The 19,203-nt window shown below is 47.9% G+C and carries 21 protein-coding genes; 11 read left to right on the top strand and 10 right to left on the bottom strand.

From position 1 onward, the window contains the following. The first annotated feature begins 41 nt into the window (after positions 1-41). The 3 genes from ACIFQN_RS14905 to ACIFQN_RS14895 are packed head-to-tail and all read left to right on the top strand — an operon-like array spanning position 42 to position 1,616. On the top strand, positions 42-389 hold the full coding sequence (locus ACIFQN_RS14905) for a PadR family transcriptional regulator (protein ID WP_429833820.1): 348 nt from the start codon (positions 42-44) through the stop codon (positions 387-389). After that, the gene (locus ACIFQN_RS14900) at positions 389-1,078 is read left to right on the top strand and encodes a permease prefix domain 1-containing protein (protein ID WP_429833819.1); all 690 of its coding nucleotides are present in this window, start codon (positions 389-391) and stop codon (positions 1,076-1,078) included. Before ACIFQN_RS14905 ends, ACIFQN_RS14900 begins: the two co-directional genes overlap by 1 nt. After that, entirely contained in the window at positions 1,062-1,616 is a 555-nt protein-coding gene (locus ACIFQN_RS14895; protein ID WP_429833818.1) for a DUF4825 domain-containing protein, read from the top strand. Before ACIFQN_RS14900 ends, ACIFQN_RS14895 begins: the two co-directional genes overlap by 17 nt. 44 nt (positions 1,617-1,660) lie before the next feature. Here ACIFQN_RS14895 and ACIFQN_RS14890 read toward each other — a convergent pair whose 3' ends face one another. The 3 genes from ACIFQN_RS14890 to ACIFQN_RS14880 form a co-directional block, all read right to left on the bottom strand. Then, complete coding sequence (locus ACIFQN_RS14890; protein ID WP_429833817.1) at positions 1,661-2,668, bottom strand: inorganic phosphate transporter; 1,008 nt, start codon at positions 2,666-2,668, stop codon at positions 1,661-1,663. An 18-nt stretch (positions 2,669-2,686) separates the two neighbouring features. Beyond that, a complete protein-coding gene (locus ACIFQN_RS14885; RefSeq protein ID WP_429833816.1) occupies positions 2,687-3,304 on the bottom strand; it encodes a DUF47 domain-containing protein in 618 nt (205 codons plus the stop codon). 75 nt (positions 3,305-3,379) lie between these two features. Next, positions 3,380-3,994 carry a LysE/ArgO family amino acid transporter gene (locus ACIFQN_RS14880; protein ID WP_429833815.1) on the bottom strand — a complete coding sequence of 205 codons (615 nt, stop codon included), beginning with the start codon at positions 3,992-3,994 and terminating at the stop codon, positions 3,380-3,382. A 139-nt stretch (positions 3,995-4,133) separates the two neighbouring features. On the opposite strand from ACIFQN_RS14880, the gene ACIFQN_RS14875 reads away from it, so the two are divergent. From ACIFQN_RS14875 to ybaK, 4 genes are all read left to right on the top strand, one after another. After that, complete coding sequence (locus ACIFQN_RS14875; RefSeq protein ID WP_429833814.1) at positions 4,134-5,585, top strand: PLP-dependent aminotransferase family protein; 1,452 nt, start codon at positions 4,134-4,136, stop codon at positions 5,583-5,585. Positions 5,586-5,771: 186 nt separating this feature from the next. Further along, positions 5,772-6,713, top strand: a complete 942-nt coding sequence (locus ACIFQN_RS14870) for a cation diffusion facilitator family transporter (protein WP_429833813.1) — start codon at positions 5,772-5,774, stop codon at positions 6,711-6,713. 192 nt (positions 6,714-6,905) lie between these two features. After that, positions 6,906-7,901 (top strand): phosphotransferase enzyme family protein, encoded by a 996-nt coding sequence (locus tag ACIFQN_RS14865; protein ID WP_429833812.1) that lies wholly within the window; start codon positions 6,906-6,908, stop codon positions 7,899-7,901. Between the two features lie 90 nt (positions 7,902-7,991). Beyond that, positions 7,992-8,474, top strand: a complete 483-nt coding sequence (ybaK, locus tag ACIFQN_RS14860) for a Cys-tRNA(Pro) deacylase (protein ID WP_429833811.1) — start codon at positions 7,992-7,994, stop codon at positions 8,472-8,474. Between the two features lie 63 nt (positions 8,475-8,537). Here the strand turns inward: ybaK and ACIFQN_RS14855 are convergent, their stop codons facing one another. From ACIFQN_RS14855 to ACIFQN_RS14825, 7 genes are all read right to left on the bottom strand, one after another. Continuing rightward, a complete protein-coding gene (locus ACIFQN_RS14855; protein WP_429833810.1) occupies positions 8,538-8,870 on the bottom strand; it encodes a spore coat protein in 333 nt (110 codons plus the stop codon). A gap of 18 nt (positions 8,871-8,888) precedes the next feature. Continuing rightward, positions 8,889-9,197 (bottom strand): ferritin-like domain-containing protein, encoded by a 309-nt coding sequence (locus tag ACIFQN_RS14850; protein WP_429833809.1) that lies wholly within the window; start codon positions 9,195-9,197, stop codon positions 8,889-8,891. Positions 9,198-9,313: 116 nt separating this feature from the next. Next, positions 9,314-10,129 (bottom strand): hypothetical protein, encoded by an 816-nt coding sequence (locus ACIFQN_RS14845; RefSeq protein WP_429833808.1) that lies wholly within the window; start codon positions 10,127-10,129, stop codon positions 9,314-9,316. A gap of 56 nt (positions 10,130-10,185) precedes the next feature. Next, positions 10,186-11,028 carry a pyrroline-5-carboxylate reductase gene (gene proC, locus ACIFQN_RS14840; protein ID WP_429833807.1) on the bottom strand — a complete coding sequence of 281 codons (843 nt, stop codon included), beginning with the start codon at positions 11,026-11,028 and terminating at the stop codon, positions 10,186-10,188. Positions 11,029-11,049: 21 nt separating this feature from the next. After that, entirely contained in the window at positions 11,050-12,318 is a 1,269-nt protein-coding gene (locus ACIFQN_RS14835) for a glutamate-5-semialdehyde dehydrogenase (RefSeq protein WP_429833806.1), read from the bottom strand. 64 nt (positions 12,319-12,382) lie between these two features. Beyond that, positions 12,383-13,483: a glutamate 5-kinase gene (proB, locus tag ACIFQN_RS14830; RefSeq protein ID WP_429833805.1), complete on the bottom strand. Its 1,101-nt coding sequence runs from the start codon at positions 13,481-13,483 to the stop codon at positions 12,383-12,385. Positions 13,484-13,835: 352 nt separating this feature from the next. Beyond that, complete coding sequence (locus ACIFQN_RS14825) at positions 13,836-14,474, bottom strand: hypothetical protein (RefSeq protein WP_429833804.1); 639 nt, start codon at positions 14,472-14,474, stop codon at positions 13,836-13,838. Positions 14,475-14,685: 211 nt separating this feature from the next. Between ACIFQN_RS14825 and ACIFQN_RS14820 the strand changes: the two genes are divergently transcribed. From ACIFQN_RS14820 to ACIFQN_RS14805, 4 genes are all read left to right on the top strand, one after another. Beyond that, positions 14,686-15,102, top strand: coding sequence for a hypothetical protein (locus ACIFQN_RS14820; RefSeq protein ID WP_429833803.1), 417 nt, complete (start codon positions 14,686-14,688; stop codon positions 15,100-15,102). 177 nt (positions 15,103-15,279) lie between these two features. Next, on the top strand, positions 15,280-16,005 hold the full coding sequence (locus tag ACIFQN_RS14815; protein ID WP_429833802.1) for an ABC transporter ATP-binding protein: 726 nt from the start codon (positions 15,280-15,282) through the stop codon (positions 16,003-16,005). Then, positions 15,998-17,665, top strand: a complete 1,668-nt coding sequence (locus ACIFQN_RS14810; RefSeq protein WP_429833801.1) for a putative ABC transporter permease subunit — start codon at positions 15,998-16,000, stop codon at positions 17,663-17,665. The genes ACIFQN_RS14815 and ACIFQN_RS14810 overlap by 8 nt, the downstream gene beginning before the upstream one ends. Before the next feature lie 259 nt (positions 17,666-17,924). Further along, the gene (locus ACIFQN_RS14805) at positions 17,925-19,040 is read left to right on the top strand and encodes an S-layer homology domain-containing protein (protein ID WP_429833800.1); all 1,116 of its coding nucleotides are present in this window, start codon (positions 17,925-17,927) and stop codon (positions 19,038-19,040) included. Positions 19,041-19,203 lie beyond the last annotated feature (163 nt).

The raw sequence follows: 19,203 nt of genomic DNA, 5'->3' as shown, positions 1-19,203 counted from the left end.
CATAGTAATCTGTGTTATGTTGTACTTGCGAGGTGAAGCAGATGGGTGAAAACAGTATCAGCAGCGATATCATTCGTGGGCATCTCGATGCCATTATTCTCCGTGTCTTGTGTGAAAGTGATAATTACGGCTATGAAATCATGAAGGCGATAGCTAAAAATAGCGGCGGCAAATACGAACTAAAGGAGCCTTCTCTGTACACCAGCCTGAAAAGATTGGAGAAGCAAAAGCAGATTGTCTCTTACTGGGGAGACGAAACCCAGGGGGGCAGACGAAAGTATTACAAGGTTACGCCATTGGGGATAGAAGCGTATGAAAACGCACTGGAGGCGTGGAAGGTAGCTAAAACAGTCATTGATCAATTAATCGAAAGGCAGGATCAAAGCTGATGGATCGTTTACACAATTACGTGGAGCAACTGTTCATAAAGTATAAAGGCAGTAAACAAGTCCAAGAGCTAAAGCAAGAGGTACTGAGCAATCTGGAAGCAAAAGTCGCTGATTTAACAGCGAACGGCATGGATGAGGGCGAGGCCGTCCGTGTCGCAAAGGATGGCATCATTACAATAGACGATCTGATCGACAGCAATCGAAAGGTGTATATCAACCAATGGAGACTGGAGCTTGTACAGATCGGATTGTTGTATTTCCTGATTGCCTGGATCATCGCGCTGCCCTTTCGAATCATTGGGAGCGGCATTTTGCTAAATGAGCTGCTATCGTTCATCACGTTTATTTTGGGGATAAGCTATCTGGTGCTGCGAACCAGAAAGCAAGCTCTGTATTTGCGGCAGACGGCTACTCTCGATTTACAAGCCGCCTTCTATCGGAGAAAGCTCGGGTGGGTAATATGGTCGATATTTATTGGGGTGATGGTGCTTTATACAACGGCCATTCACTTTGGAAGCAATATATGGTTTTCCCGACCTGCCACATTCTCTGGACCGTATCAGTTCGCGGTGGTGGCAATCGCATACGTGCAACCTTTTTTCTCGATTCTCGTTCCATTGCTGCTCCATGCGATGCCGAAGCTGATCATGAAGTATGAAGTGGGTGAAGAAGATGATTACGAGGCATAGAGCCATCATCCTTTTGGCTATTCTCGGGAGTGCTCTCTTTGCGCTAATTCAAGGGGTTATCATTCCGGGGAACATGGCGAAAGAAGAACAGTATCGGCAAGCGCAGCAAAACCCGATCACGCACGATCTCGACTCTATTCTGAAATATAAAAGCAAGTACATGGGTGACGCCTCCAACCTGATAAATTTAATTCAGCACTTGCCGCTCTCTCAAATACAAAAGTCGTTTCAGTTGGATTCTAAGCAGCTGACGATCAAAGTAAACTACAGAGAAACGATTGATGTGATCAAAGAGAGCGACCTTCAAAGAGCGCTGCTGTACAACTCGCTTGCTGCCTTTGCATTAGTGGATAATCTGGAGGCTATCGAGTTTCATTTTTACGATGCATCCTATCTGGCTACTCGAGCTGACAGCAAAGAAGTTTTTGGGTCCGACTTATCTCTTATGCTGACCAAAGACCAGTGGAAGGCCATGCAAGAGCAATTAAAAGACGATCAGTTTGTAAGCAAAAGCGCGCTGACGATGTTGCAGAAATAACGTCTCTCCCAAGACAAAAGCCCTCGCTGAAGAGGGCTTTTGTCTTAGAAAAACAATCGCAGCAAACAGTAAATCAGAGCCGAGATGAGAGCAGAGATCGGCAGGGTGATGAACCAGGTGACGACGATCCGTTTGGCGATACCCCAGTTGACGCTCTTTAACCGCTTGGCTGCGCCGACTCCCATAATGGCAGAGGAAATGACATGAGTAGAGCTGACAGGGAGCCCGAGCTGTGTAAAGGTGAAAATGATCGAGGACGAGGTGAGATCGGCTGTTGCACCATTAATCGGTTCGATTTTGGTGATTTTCCCTCCGACTGTTTTGATGATTTTCCACCCGCCGACTGAAGTTCCTAATCCCATGGAAATCGCACAGATGAGCTGCACCCAAAAAGGAATCGTGCCCGGATCAGATTGCAAATCGGCAGCCACCAAAGCGAACACGATGATCCCCATCGCTTTTTGTGCATCGTTGGTTCCATGCGCAAAAGACTGGAGCGCAGCCGTGAAAATCTGAAAGTAACGAAACCCCCTGTTCACTTTGGAGGGAGGGGTGGAAACGCGCCTGAAAACAGCGAAAAACAAATTCATCATGAGATAACCGACGAGAAGGGCGATGATAGGGGAGAGAATTAATGCCCTGAAAATCTCCGTAAAGCCTGCCCAGTTAATGGGGGCAGTTCCTGCTGAAGCGATCACAGCACCGACAATGGATCCGATGAGAGCGTGAGACGAGCTGCTGGGTATCCCGTACCACCACGTAATCAGGTTCCACGAGATAGAAGCAAGAAGGGCAGCCATGACAATGATGACGCCGTATTCCAGCTTGGCGGGATCAGCGATTTTCCCGCCGATCGTCTTGGCGACGCCAGTAAAGGTAAGGGCGCCAATGAAATTCATAATAGCGGCCATGGTGATGGCAATCTTGGGAGGCAATGCTTTCGTCGATACGGTTGTTGCGATGGCATTGGCCGTATCGTGAAACCCGTTGATGAAATCAAAGGAAACAGCTAGGACGACGACAGCGATAATAAGGGGAAAGCTCGTATGCATGGAATCTGTCTCCTTGTTTTACGTATTGCCCATGATGACGGTCTCCATCGCATCTGCGACGTCCTCGCAATGATCCATCACATCCTCCAGCACCTCATAAATCTCTTTGAATTGGATGATGTGGATGGGATCGGACGATGATTTGAAAAGCTGGCGAATACTATCTCGCAAAAGCTCATCTCCATCGCTTTCCAAATCGTTGATTCGAATAATAAACGCTTTCATGGCGGTCAGTTTTTGCTTTTGCAACAGCTCGATGGCGAGCAAAATCTGGTGGGTAGAATCTTCGATGATCTGACCGAATTTCACCATGGTCTCATCAGGTTCGAAGATGTCGTACATGTAGAGACGGGCCGCGCAGCCCTCCAGCCCGTCGAGTACATCGTCTAATTTAACAGCGAGCTCCATAACATCCTCACGCTCAATTGCAGTGATAAAGGTCTTGTTGATTTTAACAATAATCTCGTGAATCAGCTTATCTCCTTTTGATTCATATTCCTTCATTGTTTCGGAAAAGCTTTTGACAGTTTCTAATGAGGAAATTTTATATTCATTGAAATAAACTGCTGATTCATAAACATTCTTGGCAATCTCGTATAGATCATCCAGTAGGGCGTCTGATTTGGTAAAAAGCATGACGAACCTCCCATTGTGAATCTGACTACGAGTATTTTTCGTGGAGGCGGTAGTGATTATTCACCCTTTCACAGTTCACGAGAAGAATAGCAGGCTTGCCATATACAGGGCTACCCCCCACATGATGAGCGCCGAGAAGATATTCAAGCCGCGAAGCATTCGTCCAGAGCGATCCAGTCGTCCTGCCAGGCGACCGGCCACAGACAGGCTGAAGAACCAAATACACGAAACGAGGATGCAGGAAATCGTAAAGCCCCACTTTTCTGTCCCTGTGTAGCTAAGTGAGCTGGTGCCGATCACTCCGATTGTATCCAATATCGCGTGCGGGTTTAACAAAGAGACGGAGGCAGCAAACATCACTTGGCGCTTTCCTGAAAATTGCTGGGCTTCTCCCGTTTCTACGGATGGACGACTCCGCCACGTAAGATACCCCATGTAGAGTAAAAAACAGACGCCAACCGCGTACAATACCGTTTTGAGCCAGGCAACAGTAAGCACAACCAGTGATACACCGAGGACAGCTAACAGGATGAGCAGCATATCACATAAAGCTGCGGTAATGACGACGGGGATTGCCCGCCAAAGTGTGGGCTGGACTGCCCCTTGATTAAACACAAATACATTTTGTGCGCCGAGTGGCAAAATAAGTCCAAATGCAAGCACGAATCCGTGCAAAATGGCTTCCAACACGAATGTTCCTCCTTAATTCTTCGCTTGTTTATCGAATACTGTCATTATTGCTGCTTCTGCCGTTGTTGTCTCCAGCCAATTGGTTTACATCTAGCTCAACCAATTTGTAAAATGAAGATGTAGGAAGGAGGAGGCAGCCATGCTCTCAATTGACTGGAAGCCCAACAAATCATCTGACATACCTGTCTATTTGCAAATTGTTTCTTACATAAAGGAAAAAATAGCAGCAGGTGATTGGCCTGTAAAAAGCAAACTCCCTACCCAACGGGCATTGGCCCTTGCGTTTCAGGTGAATCGAAGCACTGTAGTAACCGCCCTGGAGGAGTTAAAGGCAGAAGGACTAATTGAATCAACGATAGGGAGCGGTACGATCGTCAGCAACAACACCTGGTCTCTTTTGACCACAAACCCGCCCCCCGATTGGATGGGATATGTACAGTCTGGAATGCATCTACCCAATATGCCTACGATCCAGATGATCAATCGGTACGAGCCAGACCCGAGCTATACCAGGCTGGGAACGGGTGAATTATCCCCCAAGCTCATTCCTACGAAACAAATGGAGGAGGTACTGATTGGTCTGCGCAAAAAAATGACCATGCTAGGTTACTCAGAGCCAAAGGGGTTATTGCCGCTGCGTCAGGCCATCAGCCGTCATCTGCGCAGCAGGGGAGTCGAAGCCGCACCTGGTTCCATTCTTGTCGTATCGGGTGCCCTGCAGGCCCTGCAATTGATTTCTCTTGGCATTTTGCATCGTGGGTCTGCCATTTTATTAGAACAGCAATCGTATTTATACTCGATGCCTTTGTTTCAATCATCAGGGATGCAGTTGGTTGGTGTTTCCATGGATCGAGAGGGCATTGTGCCAGAGGTGCTGTCACGACAAAAGCAAGGGCATAACGGTGCATTGCTCTACACGATTCCCGCCTACCACAATCCGACCGGGATCTTGATGACAGAGAGGCGAAGACAGCAGGTAATGGCAGTTTGCGAACGAGAGCGCTTGCCTGTGCTCGAAGATGATGTTTACGGAGAGCTGTGGTTGGACGAACCAGGACCAATGCCGCTAAAATCACGTGATCAAAATGGACTGGTTCTATATATGGGAAGTCTGTCCAAAACACTTTGTCCGGGTCTGCGAATCGGGTGGATCGTCGGTCCTGAGCCAGTGATTGAGCGCCTAGCTGACGTGAAAATGCAAACAGACTACGGGTCGAGCGCGCTGTCTCAATGGGTAGCAGCGGAGTGGTTGTCTAGCGGGATGTATCAACAGCACCTGGCACAAATCCGGATTGCTTTGCGGGACAGAAGAGAGCGTACGTGCCAGGCTCTGTCGCGTTGTTTTGGTGAGCTTGCAGACTGGAGTATTCCAGAGGGAGGCTTTTACATCTGGCTGCGTTTGCGGCAGGCCGTTTCCATGCGAACATTATTTTCCAAAGCACTCGCGGAAGGTATTTTGTTGAATCCTGGTTATATATACGACCAGACTGACAGCAACCATCTGCGAGTGTCCTACGCGTATGCCGACGAAGAGGATCTGGAGCACGCGTTGTTTACGCTCTCTAGGCTGGTAAAAGAAATGGCAAAATAAAAAGGTCCACCGGGCGTTTTGTCTGGTGGACCTTTCGAGTGTTTTCCCGTACATGATGAACCGTTGGTAATGACTATCACTTGTATTATCCATAAAACGTTCATTTGAGAAAAGTGAAAAGATGGTATATGATTAAAATAATTATTAAATTATATTTATTATATTTAATACGAAAGGAGCACTGGTATGAAAAATCTCGATTATCATCATCTTAATCACGTGAAAGAGCAAAATACATCAAAGAAAACACTCTGGATCACCTTGGTGCTGACCCTGTTTTTTACGATAGTGGAAATTGTGGGAGGGCTGCTCTCCAATTCTCTCGCTCTCTTATCCGATTCGGCGCACATGATCTCTGACGTAATTGCGCTGGGACTGAGCATGACCGCCATCTATATGGCCACGCGGAAGCCTAATCAGAAGTACACGTTCGGATTCCTGCGTTTTGAAATCATCGCTTCGTTTCTGAATGGGCTGGCTCTTGCCATTATTGCGATCGGTATAGTAATCGAAGGGATCAAACGGATGATTCACCCGCAAGATGTTGATTTGCGACTCATGTTAATCATTGCTTCCATCGGATTGGTAGTAAATATTGTTCTGACGATTGTTTTGAGCCGAAGCACAAAAGAAGAAGACAATCTCAACGTAAAAAGCGCTCTCTGGCATTTCATTGGAGATTTGCTCAGCTCTGTCGGCGTCATAACTTCTGCCGTTCTCATTCACTTTACCGGCTTTTACATCTTTGACCCCTTGATCAGTATGGTAATCGGGGCAATCATCTTTATCGGGGGAGCCAAAATCATTCGCGAATCACTCTCGGTACTGATGGAGTCTGTTCCTCAGCAGTTTGATCTGGAAAAAATCCGCGAAGAAATCAGCATGGTAGAAGGGGTTGAGGATGTTCACGAGCTGCATTTGTGGGCAGTAACGACGGAGCATTATTCCCTTACCGCGCACGTCTTTGTTCGGGACGACATTCAGCCGTTTTGCGTCATTATGGCGATCAACCATCTCCTGAAGACTCGATATGGCATCGAACATTCAACGATTCAAATTGAAGATCCAACTATTCTGGATCATGGTGAATACGGAAAAAGTTCTTGCTCCAACAAGTTTGATCCTTGAAGATAAAGCATTCTAGAACGGGCTGGCTAGGATTGTTCCTGGTTGGCTCGTTTTTTTATGGAGAATCTCGATTTCCATCAAGACCCCTATGGATTGTACACATATGGTAAAATTATACTGACTGATTTCGAAATATTCATTTATCTGATGAAATGCGACATCCCGTTGCAAACAATCTATCGGAGGACTATTATGCTGCCAGCTATTGAGCAAAGCATTTTGTCGGAGATTAGGAACCGATACGGAATCTTCCAAGAAAACATCAGCCCTTTAGGCGGATTTGACAGCTATGTATACGAATTTACGAAAAATGGCACTCCGTTTATCTTAAAAATCTCACATAGCCAGAGAAGAACGGAAAGCGAGCTTCAAGGAGAAATTGACTGGCTTCAATATGTAGCGAATCACGGTGTATCCGTTGCCCGAGCGATCCCTTCCGAGCTGGGAAATCAAGTGGAAGTAATCGGGCATGCAGATTCCTATTTTACAGCAGTTGCTTTTGAAAAAGCACCCGGGCATCTCCCGACGAAAGAAAATTGGGATCCCCAATTGTTTGAAAAGTGGGGACGTATCACTGGCAAGCTGCATTCGCTCAGCAAATCGTATCAGCCCCATCAGGCTGTATGGAAACGTAAGAAATGGGATGATGAGGAACATTTGAATATCCAGCGGTACATTCCAGCTGAGCAAGAAATCGTTATAAAAAAATCGAACGAGCTGCTGTCCAGGCTGAAAAGCATCCCGGAAACAAATGAGAACTATGGCATCATTCATGGCGATCTGCATTTTCTTAACTTCCATATTCATGACGGTGACCTTATCCTATTTGATTTTGATGATAGTGCCTACAACTATTTCCTGTACGATGTGGCTGTGATTCTTTTTTATGCCTATTGGCGACCGCTACAGGAGACAGACGACAGACGATTTTTTATCAAAGATTTCCTGACTTGGTTTCTGAAAGGATATCGGCAAGAAAATGAATTCCCGAGCGAATGGTTTGCGTATCTACCAGACTTTTTAAAGCTGCGGCATTTGGTTCAGTATGTTGTCTTTCTACAATCGGTGGAAGGAAAGCCTCTCACTGGAGAGGACGAAGAAACGCTGGAACATTTGAACAGAGTGATTGAGAAAGATTGGCCGATTATTGATGTTGATTTTATAGGAATGGTTAAGGAAGAAAAATGAGAATGAAATCTAGTGTTTTCCATGTAATTCGATTACGATGATGCCTATGAAGATATTTTGGCAATCATCTTTACCAACGAGGAGTAGACCATGAAACAGAGCAAAACAAATGCCATGCGCATCTTGGACAAGGCAAAAATCGACTATCAGATGCTAACGTACAGCGCAGACGACGGAAAAATCGATGGAGTATCGGTTGCCCAAAAAATCGGCAGGGAAGCGGGAGCGGTATATAAAACACTGATTGCTCAAGGAGCGAGCAAGGGGTATTACGTATTTGTCATTCCGGTGGAAGCCGAGCTTGACTTGAAAAAGGCAGCGAAAGCAGTCGGGGAAAAGAAAATCGAAATGATCCCGGTCAAGGACATTACAAATGTCTCCGGGTATATTCGCGGCGGCTGTTCGCCCATTGGCATGAAAAAGCTGTTTCCGACCTGTCTGGACGAAAGCGCGCAATCACGCGAATCCATCATTGTCAGCGGGGGAAGCATTGGCGTACAGATTGAAATCGCCGTCGTTGATTTGGTGAATGCTACCAAAGCGCAGCTGGCGGACGTCTCCAAGGATGGATAAAGCAACCCAGGAAAAAGGGCAATCCAATGTGGATGCCCTTTTTGTGTGGGAACGGCCCTTTTATTAATGATAAGGGAACTGCGTCGAGTAACCGCTAAACTGCTGATAAGCTTGTTGCAACTGCTGTTGTTCAGCAGCCTCCAGCTTATACCAGCCCTTTCTAAACATCAGGTCGTAGGCCTCACGAGCGCCTTGATGCGTTTCGTTCAAGATCTGCAGCATATCGGTATGCAGCTTTTGGTGACTCGCTTCACGCACGGCAATGTTAAAGTTGTCTGTCAAATATTTGCATGTTGCCAAACAATCGTTCAGATAGTCCCGATCGTTCATCTGGGGGCCTTTTACCTGCGGCAACTGCCCTGACTGTGGATTAGCGATTTGATTTTGATTTGGCATCCGTATTATTCCTCCTCCCTACTGCATCTGTGGTTGCTGTTGTTGGGATTGCGTCTGCGGAAGAGTCGACATAATCGCTGTATTGTTGTTTTGCAGGTGACTAAGCAGCTTCTGATAGTGCTGCTGGTGCATTTTACCGGCTTTTTCTAATGCTTGCTTAACCTCGGGATCGGTCGCCTGCTGAGCGAAAGCGTGCAGTTTTTTAAAGGCAATCAGTTCCCAGGACAAGGCATCCTTGAGATAGTTTAAGTCTTTTGCGGTAATCACCTGCGGAGGCTCAGGAATGGGCACCTGCGAAAAGGGCGCGGAAGACATGAGGGATGGCATTGAATGGCTCCTTTCATGTGGGATACAACATATAGGATGAGCAACAACGCATGAAATATCCCTTGTCGAATACAGGCAAAAAAAGAACCGGCTTAGGTAGCCGGGTCAGAAACGTGTTATTCTGTTGTGATTAGCTCTAGGCCAGCGATTTGAATATCAATGCTGGCGGGTGCGATGTTCAGACAAAAACTGGTCTCCTTGTGCAAAGCAAGCTGGATATCCTGCATTAGTGTTGGAATGTCTCTGCCATAAGGGAGCTTGAGCGACAAAGTGACATAGAGTCGCGGTAAATCATCGAATGTAAAAACGGTTTTCAAAACCTGCCCGACTTCAGCAAAATCATTGCAGGTCGCCAATACGATTTTACGCAGTACTTGGGGATGGATCTGGATGCGTCCACCGGTAAAAGGAGGATGAACGACAGTTGTTTCCCCAATCATTTCTTTTTTTGAGCTGAAAATTTGCTGAGCAGAGGCAATGAGACGTTGCAAAAAGTCCTTTTCCACTTCTACGCGAGGTATCGGAATGACGTGCTTTCCCATTGTTTGACGAACATATTGGGCTGCCTCAATTTCTTGCTTGGGCTTGATGGATTCAATCGGAATATACTCAGCAGGCGAGGAGAGCTGGAGGGCTTCTACGATCCGCTCGATCATTCGCTTCGAGGTCCCTAGAATCAGGATCCGACTCGGTTGAATCTGGTCGAGAATCCGTTTCACTTCTGACGCATGTTCTTCATAGTGAAAGATGGCGCGTTTGACCGCTTGAATTTTTGTCTTTTCATACTTGGCCGATGTGCCTGCGATTTTGCGTCCCTCGTATATGAGAATGCCATCGTCGATGATGGCGTCGATATTCATGCGATAAGCCAGCTCAAGTGCACTTGAGCTTTTTCCTGTACCGCTTGTTCCGAACAAGGCATAGATTTCCATGAATGCCTCCCTTATTTTTTCCCTTCATTATACACGAGTGGGAGGGGGGGAAAAAGCTAGCGGTACTGTGCGCCCATTTCCCGAGAACGCTCGGTAGCACGCAAGATAGCGGCAGTGACCCCTTGCTGGAATTGATAGGCCTCCAATACTTCAAGGCCAGCTTGGGTCGTTCCGCCAGGGCTGGTTACCTGCTGACGAAGCAGCGCAGGCTCCTCACGTGTATCGAGCAGCATGTGGGCAGCTCCGATCACGGTCTGAAGGGTAAGCTGTCGGGCCATTTCCCGATCAAGTCCAGCTGTGGCACCTGCGGCCATCATCGCTTCCACCAAATAATAAATATAGGCAGGACCGCTGCCGGAAAGTCCGGTAATGATATCGAGCTCTTCCTCGGCTACTTCATAAACAGTCCCAATCGCTTCAAACAGACGGGTAGCCTGCCGGAGCTGTTCTTCTGTGACGAACTGATTGGCGGCAAGACCAGTAGCAGACAGTCCTACAGCAGATGATGTGTTGGGCATCGTGCGGATGATGGGACAATTTACACCGAGCCATTCTTCGATCAGGCTGGTAGAGACACCGGCAATGACGGAAATCACCAATTGATCAGCATGGACGACTCCGCGCAGATCCTGGAGGGCTTCTGCCGCGTCCTTTGGCTTGATAGCCAGGATCAGGATGTCCGACGAACGGACGACCTCCCTCTTATCTTGTGTATACTGTACGCCGTAGGCATCCGCTAGTTGCTGTAGACGCTCCCGATTATTGCGATTGGATATCAAAAGATGTTCAGGAGCGAGTAGTTCTTTTTTAAGGATGCCGGACAGCATGGCTTCGACAATAGAGCCTGCACCGAGAAATCCGATCCGTCCTTCAATGGAAAAGTTGTTTTGGTTGCTCATGGATGGTTCCCTCCTTTTGGCCTAACGGGTTTGTCCGGTTCCGCGTACGACGTATTTATAAGAAGTGAGAGCGGGCAAGCCCATTGGACCTCGCGCATGCAGCTTTTGTGTGCTGATGCCAATTTCTGCGCCAAAACCGAATTCGCCGCCATCTGTAAAACGCGTAGACGCATTGTGATAAACGGTCGTCGAGTCTACAGTGGCCAGGAAACGGTGTGCAGATTCATTGTCTTCGGTAATAATCGCTTCGGAATGACCTGTGCTGTGCTGAGCGATGTGCTGGATAGCATCCGCCAAACTATCTACCGTGCGTACCGACAAAATCAGAGCGGAGTATTCTGCATCCCAGTCAGCAGCAGAGGCTACCTGCAGATGAGCGGAAAGCTCGGGGTGCAGCGCTATCGTCTGCTCACAAGCCCGGATCTCCACACCGGCATCGAGCAACTGTCCTAGTAAATCACTTTGATAGCCAAGCGGCCACTCGCGGTGCAAAAGCAGGGTTTCGGCCGCGTTGCAAACAGCAGGTCGACTCGTTTTGGCATTGATGACGATGGATTGGGCCATGTCATACTGAGCAGACTGATCGACGAAGATGTGGCAATTGCCAACGCCTGTTTCCAAGACGGGGACACTCGAGATTTGCAGGACCCGATTGATTAGCCCCGCACCACCGCGAGGGATGATGACATCAATCAAGCCGTTAGCGGTACATAAAATATCGACGGAAGCGTGTTCAGCGAAAGGAAGGTATTGGACCGCATCGGCAGCGAGTCCCGTAGCTTTGAGGGCAGTGCGGATGCTGCTGACCAAAGCCAAATTGCTCGATACCGCACTATGGCTGCCTCTCAGCACGATCGCATTGCCTGTTTTCAACGCAATAGCAGCAGCGTCAATCGTCACATTGGGGCGAGCTTCGTAAACCATCCCGATCACACCAAGGGGGACGCGTACTTGTTCGATCGCCAACCCGTTTGGTCGCGTCCAGCGCTCCATTACTTGACCGACAGGATCTTCAAGAGAGACGAGCTGATGCAATCCGTCTACCAGATCGCGAACCCTGTCAGGCGTCAATCGAAGCCGATCCAGATAGGAAGCTGGCTGACCGTCCGCTTGGGCCCGTGCCAAGTCTTGTTCATTGGCGGCTAGGATGGCGTCCATGTCTACCAGCAGTTGTTCACCGATGGCGGCCAATGCTCTGTCCTTTTCAGTCCGACCGAACAGCGCCATTTGCCGTGATGCCTGTTTGGCCAGTGTGATTTGTTCCTGCACTTTTTCCTTCAAGCTTTCCATGATCTCCCCAGCTCCTTGTTCTTTCTATTTTTGTGAAACAGTTGATTCCTACTCGCTGTTTTCTTTACACGATCTGTGTCCATTGATCCCGATGGATTACGGTGCCGCTACGTCTGGCTGGTCCCGTGGGTGAGAGAAGGTCCATCAATTCTGCTGCATCGTATCGACTGACGCCGCGTCCGATCAGTGATCCTGCACAGTACACCTCAATCACTTCTCCAGGAGCGAATGTGCCATTGACATCTCTCACGCCGGCCAGTAAAAGACTGCGCCGCTTTTCGAGAATGGCCTCGGCAGCTCCGTTGTCAATCGTGATCGAGCCGCGTACAGGCGAGTGCAGTGCGATCCATTGTTTGCGGGTCGGAACCCCATTCGCTGCAGGAGCTTCTGGATGGTAGCTGACATACGTGCCATTGCCATTGCCGTTTAGTATTTCGAGCAGATCAGCGGATTGATCTAATTTTCCGATAAAGCTCGGAATGCCCAGACCTTGTGCGGTTTTTGCTGCAATCAGCTTGGAGCGCATGCCGCCGGTGCCTAATTGGGATGCACCACCTGCGAGAGCTTCCACTTCCTCCGTTACTTGCGATAGCCATGTGATGCGCGAGGCATCGGGGTGATTTCGTGGGTCTTTGTCATACAACCCGTTTGTATCCGTGAGAATCAGGTAGAGATCGGCGTGAACCAACCCTGCCACTAAAGCACCTAGCATGTCATTGTCGCCAAAAGTAAGCTCTGCGACCGATACTGTATCGTTCTCATTGATGATTGGCAAAATGTTTTTATCCAAGAGGAGGGACAAGGTCTGAAAGGCGTGCTGATAACGCTCCCGATGAGAGAAGTCACCCCGTGTCAAAAGAATCTGGGCCACGCTGAATCGATGAGCCGCAAACATTTGGGTGTAGGTTTGCATCAAAAGGCTCTGTCCGATCGCGGCAGCAGCTTGCTTGGCAGCCAGCGTACGCGGTCGTTGTTTATAGCCGAGGCTCTGATAACCGCTAGCTACTGCTCCTGAGGAGACTAATACGACCTGATGGCCTGCTTCGCGAAGCCTGCTGACAGCGGAGACGAGCAGCGACATTTTCGCTGGGTCAACACCACCATTTGCCGCTGCCAGCGAGCTGCTGCCAACTTTTACGACCAACCGCATTTTACCCTTCTTCATCCCTGTTCCCCCTGTTTCCAAACAATATAAAAAACCCTTTCGTCTCTTTGATAAGGACGAAAGGGCATCATGACCTCCGCGGTACCACCTTATTTGACGTTGCCTACTTGAGGAATGCTCAAGTACAGAAACGTCCGGCTCTCTTTCTTTGATAACAGGTGAAAGAAACCTGTCCAGGTCTTCCCTGGATGCTCTGGGGTGGGTTCAAACTGATTCAAGGGCGAAACCTTTCAGCCGGTGGATTTCGCTCTCTGCTCCTGAAGGGCAGCTTTACTGTTCCCCGTCATTGCCGCTCACTATGTGCTTATTAATTCACTATTATTCGCTTGACACAGAAGAAATGTCAAGAGGGTTATTGAAAATTTTCGTTGCCGTATGTCCCTTTTCTCGATTTGATTTCGTACCGCTTCGTTTTTTTGTCACGCACTAACTGGTAGCGGACTGTACGGTCTGTAGCGAAGGTAGTATCGGTACTATTTTCGACCGTAACATTCAAATCCCCGTCCAATTTTTGTACGGAGGTGTTTCGGACTGAAATCAGCGTAGGATAATCTGTTCGGGGCAGCGAGACATATACTTTTCCTTTCACCAGCTTCGTAGACATGTTATCGTACAAGGATTCCGCTAGAGGCTTACTCCAAAATTGGGAAAAATAACCAACAATCTTGTCCTTGCTGTCGAATCGCTCGGGCAATTCCCGATAGGTCAGGCCGTCCTCATAAACGGTCTTGCCTTTCGCATTTTCCAGAGCGGAGTAGTAGACATCCTCCAAAACGTGCTCGGCCCGATTTAAAAAGAGTACGACTTCCATTTTGTTATCTCCAAGCTTTTGAAGAGCGGATGGCTTGTTCGATTTGTTTTGGACTTTTGCTTTTGCCTGTGCTTTTGTCTTTTCTTTTTCTTTCTTTTGCTCTTCGTTCGAAGGGGAATTACAACCCGTTACAAGGAGAGAAAAGGCTAGAAAGATCATCCAATTTTTCCATTTGGTCATGATTACGCCACCTCTTTTTGGAACAATCGTTTCCTGTTAGCGTGCGTGGCTGGCAGGCCAAATAGCCGTGTAAATATTTTCCTCGCCAATTCTTTCAGCATATTGAGTCTCTTTCTTTCGAAAAAGGAAACAGGATAGGGGTTGTCTCGCATCCCAATTATGTCTATCATGGAGAGAGTTATGTAGATCGAACAATTGAGGTGGAAAATATATGTTTGGTTTTGGAAAAAAGGCGAAGAAGCCAGATGGCATTGATGTTCTGATCATCAAGACAATCGAGTCAAAAAACCGTAACTTTTATCAGGTTGCTTTTCCAAGCATCCTAGCGAATGATATTCTTTCCATGCTGCAAAAGCTGGAAAAATCAAGTGCGAATCAACCAGAGTACCTGGGCGAAATTGGCGGTTTCCGCATCGTGACCCATCTAGAAGCACTGACGAGCTATGATGTGTTGGATGACGCTGACATGGAGGCACAGCCTGTACACATTGAGGACTTTGCCAATATTCTTTTGCGTCGTCTCGAGGCGTTGGAAGAGTCTGGAGCATTAGGCGAGTCCGAAGATATCGCGTTTATCATGGGTGAGCTGACTATGCTGCGTGATGGCAGCTTTGTTCCACAAAACTAAACGAAATCGGAGAGGTGACTTGTTTGTTGCAATCGCCTGTCCATCAAGAATAGCCGGTGGTATGCCCATCGGCTTTTTTGTTTTCATTTGCATTTGCGGGGCAACTTTTTCGTGGGAATAAACGTAATAGCAATGTATGGGATTGAGTGGAAAAGAGAGGCGACAGGAGGGACATGAATGATTGAGCTGACAGGAGTAACCAAAAGCTACAATCGCACGACAAAAGCGGTTGATCACTTGAACCTGACCGTTCCCAAAGGCGAGATTTTTGGATTTCTCGGTCCGAATGGAGCAGGCAAAACGACAACGATTAAAATGATTACGGGCATTATCCGGCCAGATCAAGGACAGATCATGATCAACGGCAAAGATATTGCCCGGGATACATTGGAAGCAAAACGTCAATTTGGCTATGTGCCCGATAGCCCGGATATGTTCCTGCGGCTCAAAGGCTTGGAGTATGTCAGCTTCATGGCAGATATTTACGAAGTACCGCAGGAAGTACGCAAAGAGCGGATTCAGCAGCTCGCCAAACGCTTTGATATGACAGAGGCTCTCGGTGATGCCATTCAAAGCTATTCACACGGGATGCGGCAAAAGATCATGATTATGGGGGTACTGGTGCATCATCCGGAGGTTTGGATTTTGGATGAGCCGCTCACTGGACTAGACCCGAAATCATCGTATACCTTGAAAGAAATGATGCGAGAGCATGCAGATAGCGGTCGTACTGTCTTTTTCTCTACCCATGTGCTGGAGGTAGCGGAAAAACTGTGTGATCGGGTGGCAATCATCGACAAAGGCCAGATTCTGTACTGCGGCACCTTTGCAGAAATGCAGCAGCATTTTCAATCGAATGTATCACTGGAAAGCTTGTTCCTGGAGTTGACCCGACATGAATAAGGTCCTGATTCTCACCAAAATCATGCTGAAAAATGCAGGGTCGTCATGGAAGGCAAAAAAGGGAGGCGGCTGGAAAAGTTTACTCATCCTGATTGCCATCGGACTTGGCTTTTTGCCGCTGATCATGGCGAGCGTGCTGTTTATTTCCGGTCTGTACGACGGCTTAGAAATGGTAGGACAGCAAGGAGCATTGCTTGGCCTGGGCGTGGCAGTAGTATCGCTGGCCATCTTTATATTGGGCATCGTGTATGTGCTTTCGGTCTTTTACTACTCGCAGGATGTGGAGCATATGCTCCCGCTGCCGCTCGCTCCATGGCAGATTCTCGGAGCCAAGTTTCTGGTGGCCCTGTTGTATGAGTATTTGACCGAGCTGATTCTGCTTGGGCCAATCCTTGTCACCTTTGGGGTCAAGAGCGGAGCGGGGATTCTTTACTATTTGTATGCATTGGTTGTTTTTTTATTGGTTCCTGTCTTGCCATTGATGCTTTCAGCGTTGGTCGTTATGTTATTCATGCGTTCTACCAATGTAGGGAAGAGCAAGGACCGCTTCCGCTTGATTGGAGGCTTGCTGGCGATAGGGGTAGCGATTGGTTTTCAGGTAGTCGTTCAGCGGCAAACGAGCGGGAAGATGGATAACATCGAGCAGATGCAGCAAATGATTCTCACCGGGGAGAATACACTGCTCAATTTGGTGACGCAGCTTTTTCCTGCGAGCAAGCTGGCCGCGCTGGCTTTAATTAACAGTACGACATGGAGCGGACTCGGTTATCTGGCTGTTTTTTTCCTGATTGCGGCGGCAAGTGTAGCTGTGTTTCTGTTCATTGGCAACCGTCTCTACTTCAGAGGCGTCATGGGTATCAGCGAAGCCATGGCCAAACGGAAAAAAGTCGACGAAACGGCTTTTCACAAGCTTGTACGATCACGCTCAGCTTTGATGGCTTATGCAGCTAAAGAATGGAAAATCTTGTGGCGCACGCCGGCTTACTTGATGAACTGCACGCTGTCGAGTATTCTTTTACCTGTGCTTGGATTAATTCCGTTTTTAAGTCGCCAAGACAGTAAGGAAATGCTTGCCTCCTTGAGCGCGTCGATGCAAGGGGAGCATACAGGCGGGGTGTCAGTCGCAGTTGCTTTTGTGGCGTTCATGGTGATGGCGGGAATAAACAGTACCTCGGTTACTGCGATTACGAGAGAAGGACAGGGGTTTTTTCTGAACAAAAGCTTGCCTATCCCTGCTATACAAATCTTGATGGCGAAATTAATGCCGGGGATCATCCTGAGTGCTTTGAGTATGCTGCTCTTGCTGGCGGAAGGTGCGTGGTTCCTCGACTTGTCACCTGTGTTTGTCCTGTCCTGCCTACTTGCCGGGATTCCTGGGATCATTTTTATCAATATGTTCGGGATCATGGTTGACCTGCATCTGCCAAAGCTATCTTGGAGCTCCGAGCAGGAAGCTGTAAAGCGCAACATGAATCCGCTGTTTACTCTGATCCTGAGTTTTATTGCAGGAGCTCTGATGGTATGGTGTGCATACGGACTGGGTGGCTCCATGACTGTTACGGCACTAGGTCTCTTTGCGCTATTTACGATTTTGGATGTGATCTTGTACCGGATACTTGTGACCAAGGGACCAGTGTGGATGGACAAGATCGAGGCTTAGGCGACAACACTAAAAACAGGCCGCCCTCGCTTATGAGAGCGGCTTTTTGGCATTCGCAGAAAAAGGTGTAAACAAAAACGACCGGCATCCCGATACAAGAAGTAGCTAGGTCTGCAGCAGTAAGACCAGCGATCAGCCACCCATATTTCCGGTCTACCGTCGAAAGAATTGGTGTTTTAGACTCATATTCGTTGAAAGCAACCGAATAGATTGGAGACAATGAAGGCGGAATAGAAAAAGAAGGGAGTAAAGAACAGTCATGATGAAGCGCATTTTACTTGGTTTTCTCATGGCTCTGCTTCTTGCACAGAGTGCTTTTACAAGCAATGCAACCGCAGCCGTTGTGTTTACCGACACCAGTGGGCACTGGGCAGAACAGCAGATTAACGAATTGGCCAGATTGGGCATTTTAAAGGAAAATGGCTACCAGCCTTTCTATCCAAACAAACCGGTATCGCGGGGCGAAGCCTTGGCTTTGATGAATCGAGTTTTTGAATCGGTCTACGGGCCTGTCGCAAAGCCTGAGCGAAAAAACAATCTGGATTACCGATACCTGCTGCGCTCAGAAACCGAGCAGCTGCTTGCCAACATGCGAACCATGCTGCAAATCGAGACGGGCATCGTCAGCCATTACGATCCGGGAGATCGGATGCTGTACTACCTCTATCTGGCAGACAATTATAAGCTGATGAAGAAGCAGGAAAAGGAAAACCTCGATTGGTGGCTGTCCACTGCATCTTTGCAGCGCCCGTTGTCGAGGGAAGAAGCCAGCTTGCTTTTGTTCCATATGATGACCCCGCAAAAATTCAGGACAGCCAATATTAAGCCACAGGATGCGGCTGCTTATTTTACGAGCTTTTATGAATGGAAGCAGGACACTTTTTACCGTGATACATATTCCCCGTACGCACTTGCTATCCGTGAATTTAATCTGTTCGCATCAGAGAAGACATTTCAACCTGAAAAGCTGATGTCGCGAGCTGAATATGCCGTGGTGATGAAAAGGCTGCATGATTACTTCATAAAAGATGCGACAGGACAGTTCAAAGCAAGCGGGGCCCATCAACAAAGAATTGCACAGGTGTATTTGAGAGCTGCCACTCTGGCCTTCGAATCGAACAATCAAGCCAGATTGTCCAGGTTCTTTACCCCAACTGCACTGATGACCATGAGCAAGCTAGCACATAAACCCAAGTTTACCGAACATCTGAATCTTACGGTAAAAGCAGATGAGAACGATTCGAACAAACTGTGGGTCATAGGTCAATACCAGGATTCCATAAATGGAGTGTACCAGCTGGAATACTTGTTTGAACCGGATGCTTCCAATGCCTACGGTCGCAAAATAACCAGGATGATTTATACAGAAAAGTAACAGCGCTTACAGAAGGGAGGTATCTGTTTTTCGGATGCTTCTCTTTTCCCTTTTCTACAAATTTGGAGGAAAAGGGGATAAGAGGCAATTGCAACTGACAGAATGTTCGATTACAATAAAAGTGAACGGTGATTCAGTTTGAGGAAGCAAGACATCTCTATGG

The organism is Brevibacillus sp. NRS-1366, assembly GCF_050467985.1.
The sequence above is the reverse complement of the archived record's forward strand: the minus strand, read 5'-3'. Positions and strand labels throughout refer to the sequence as shown.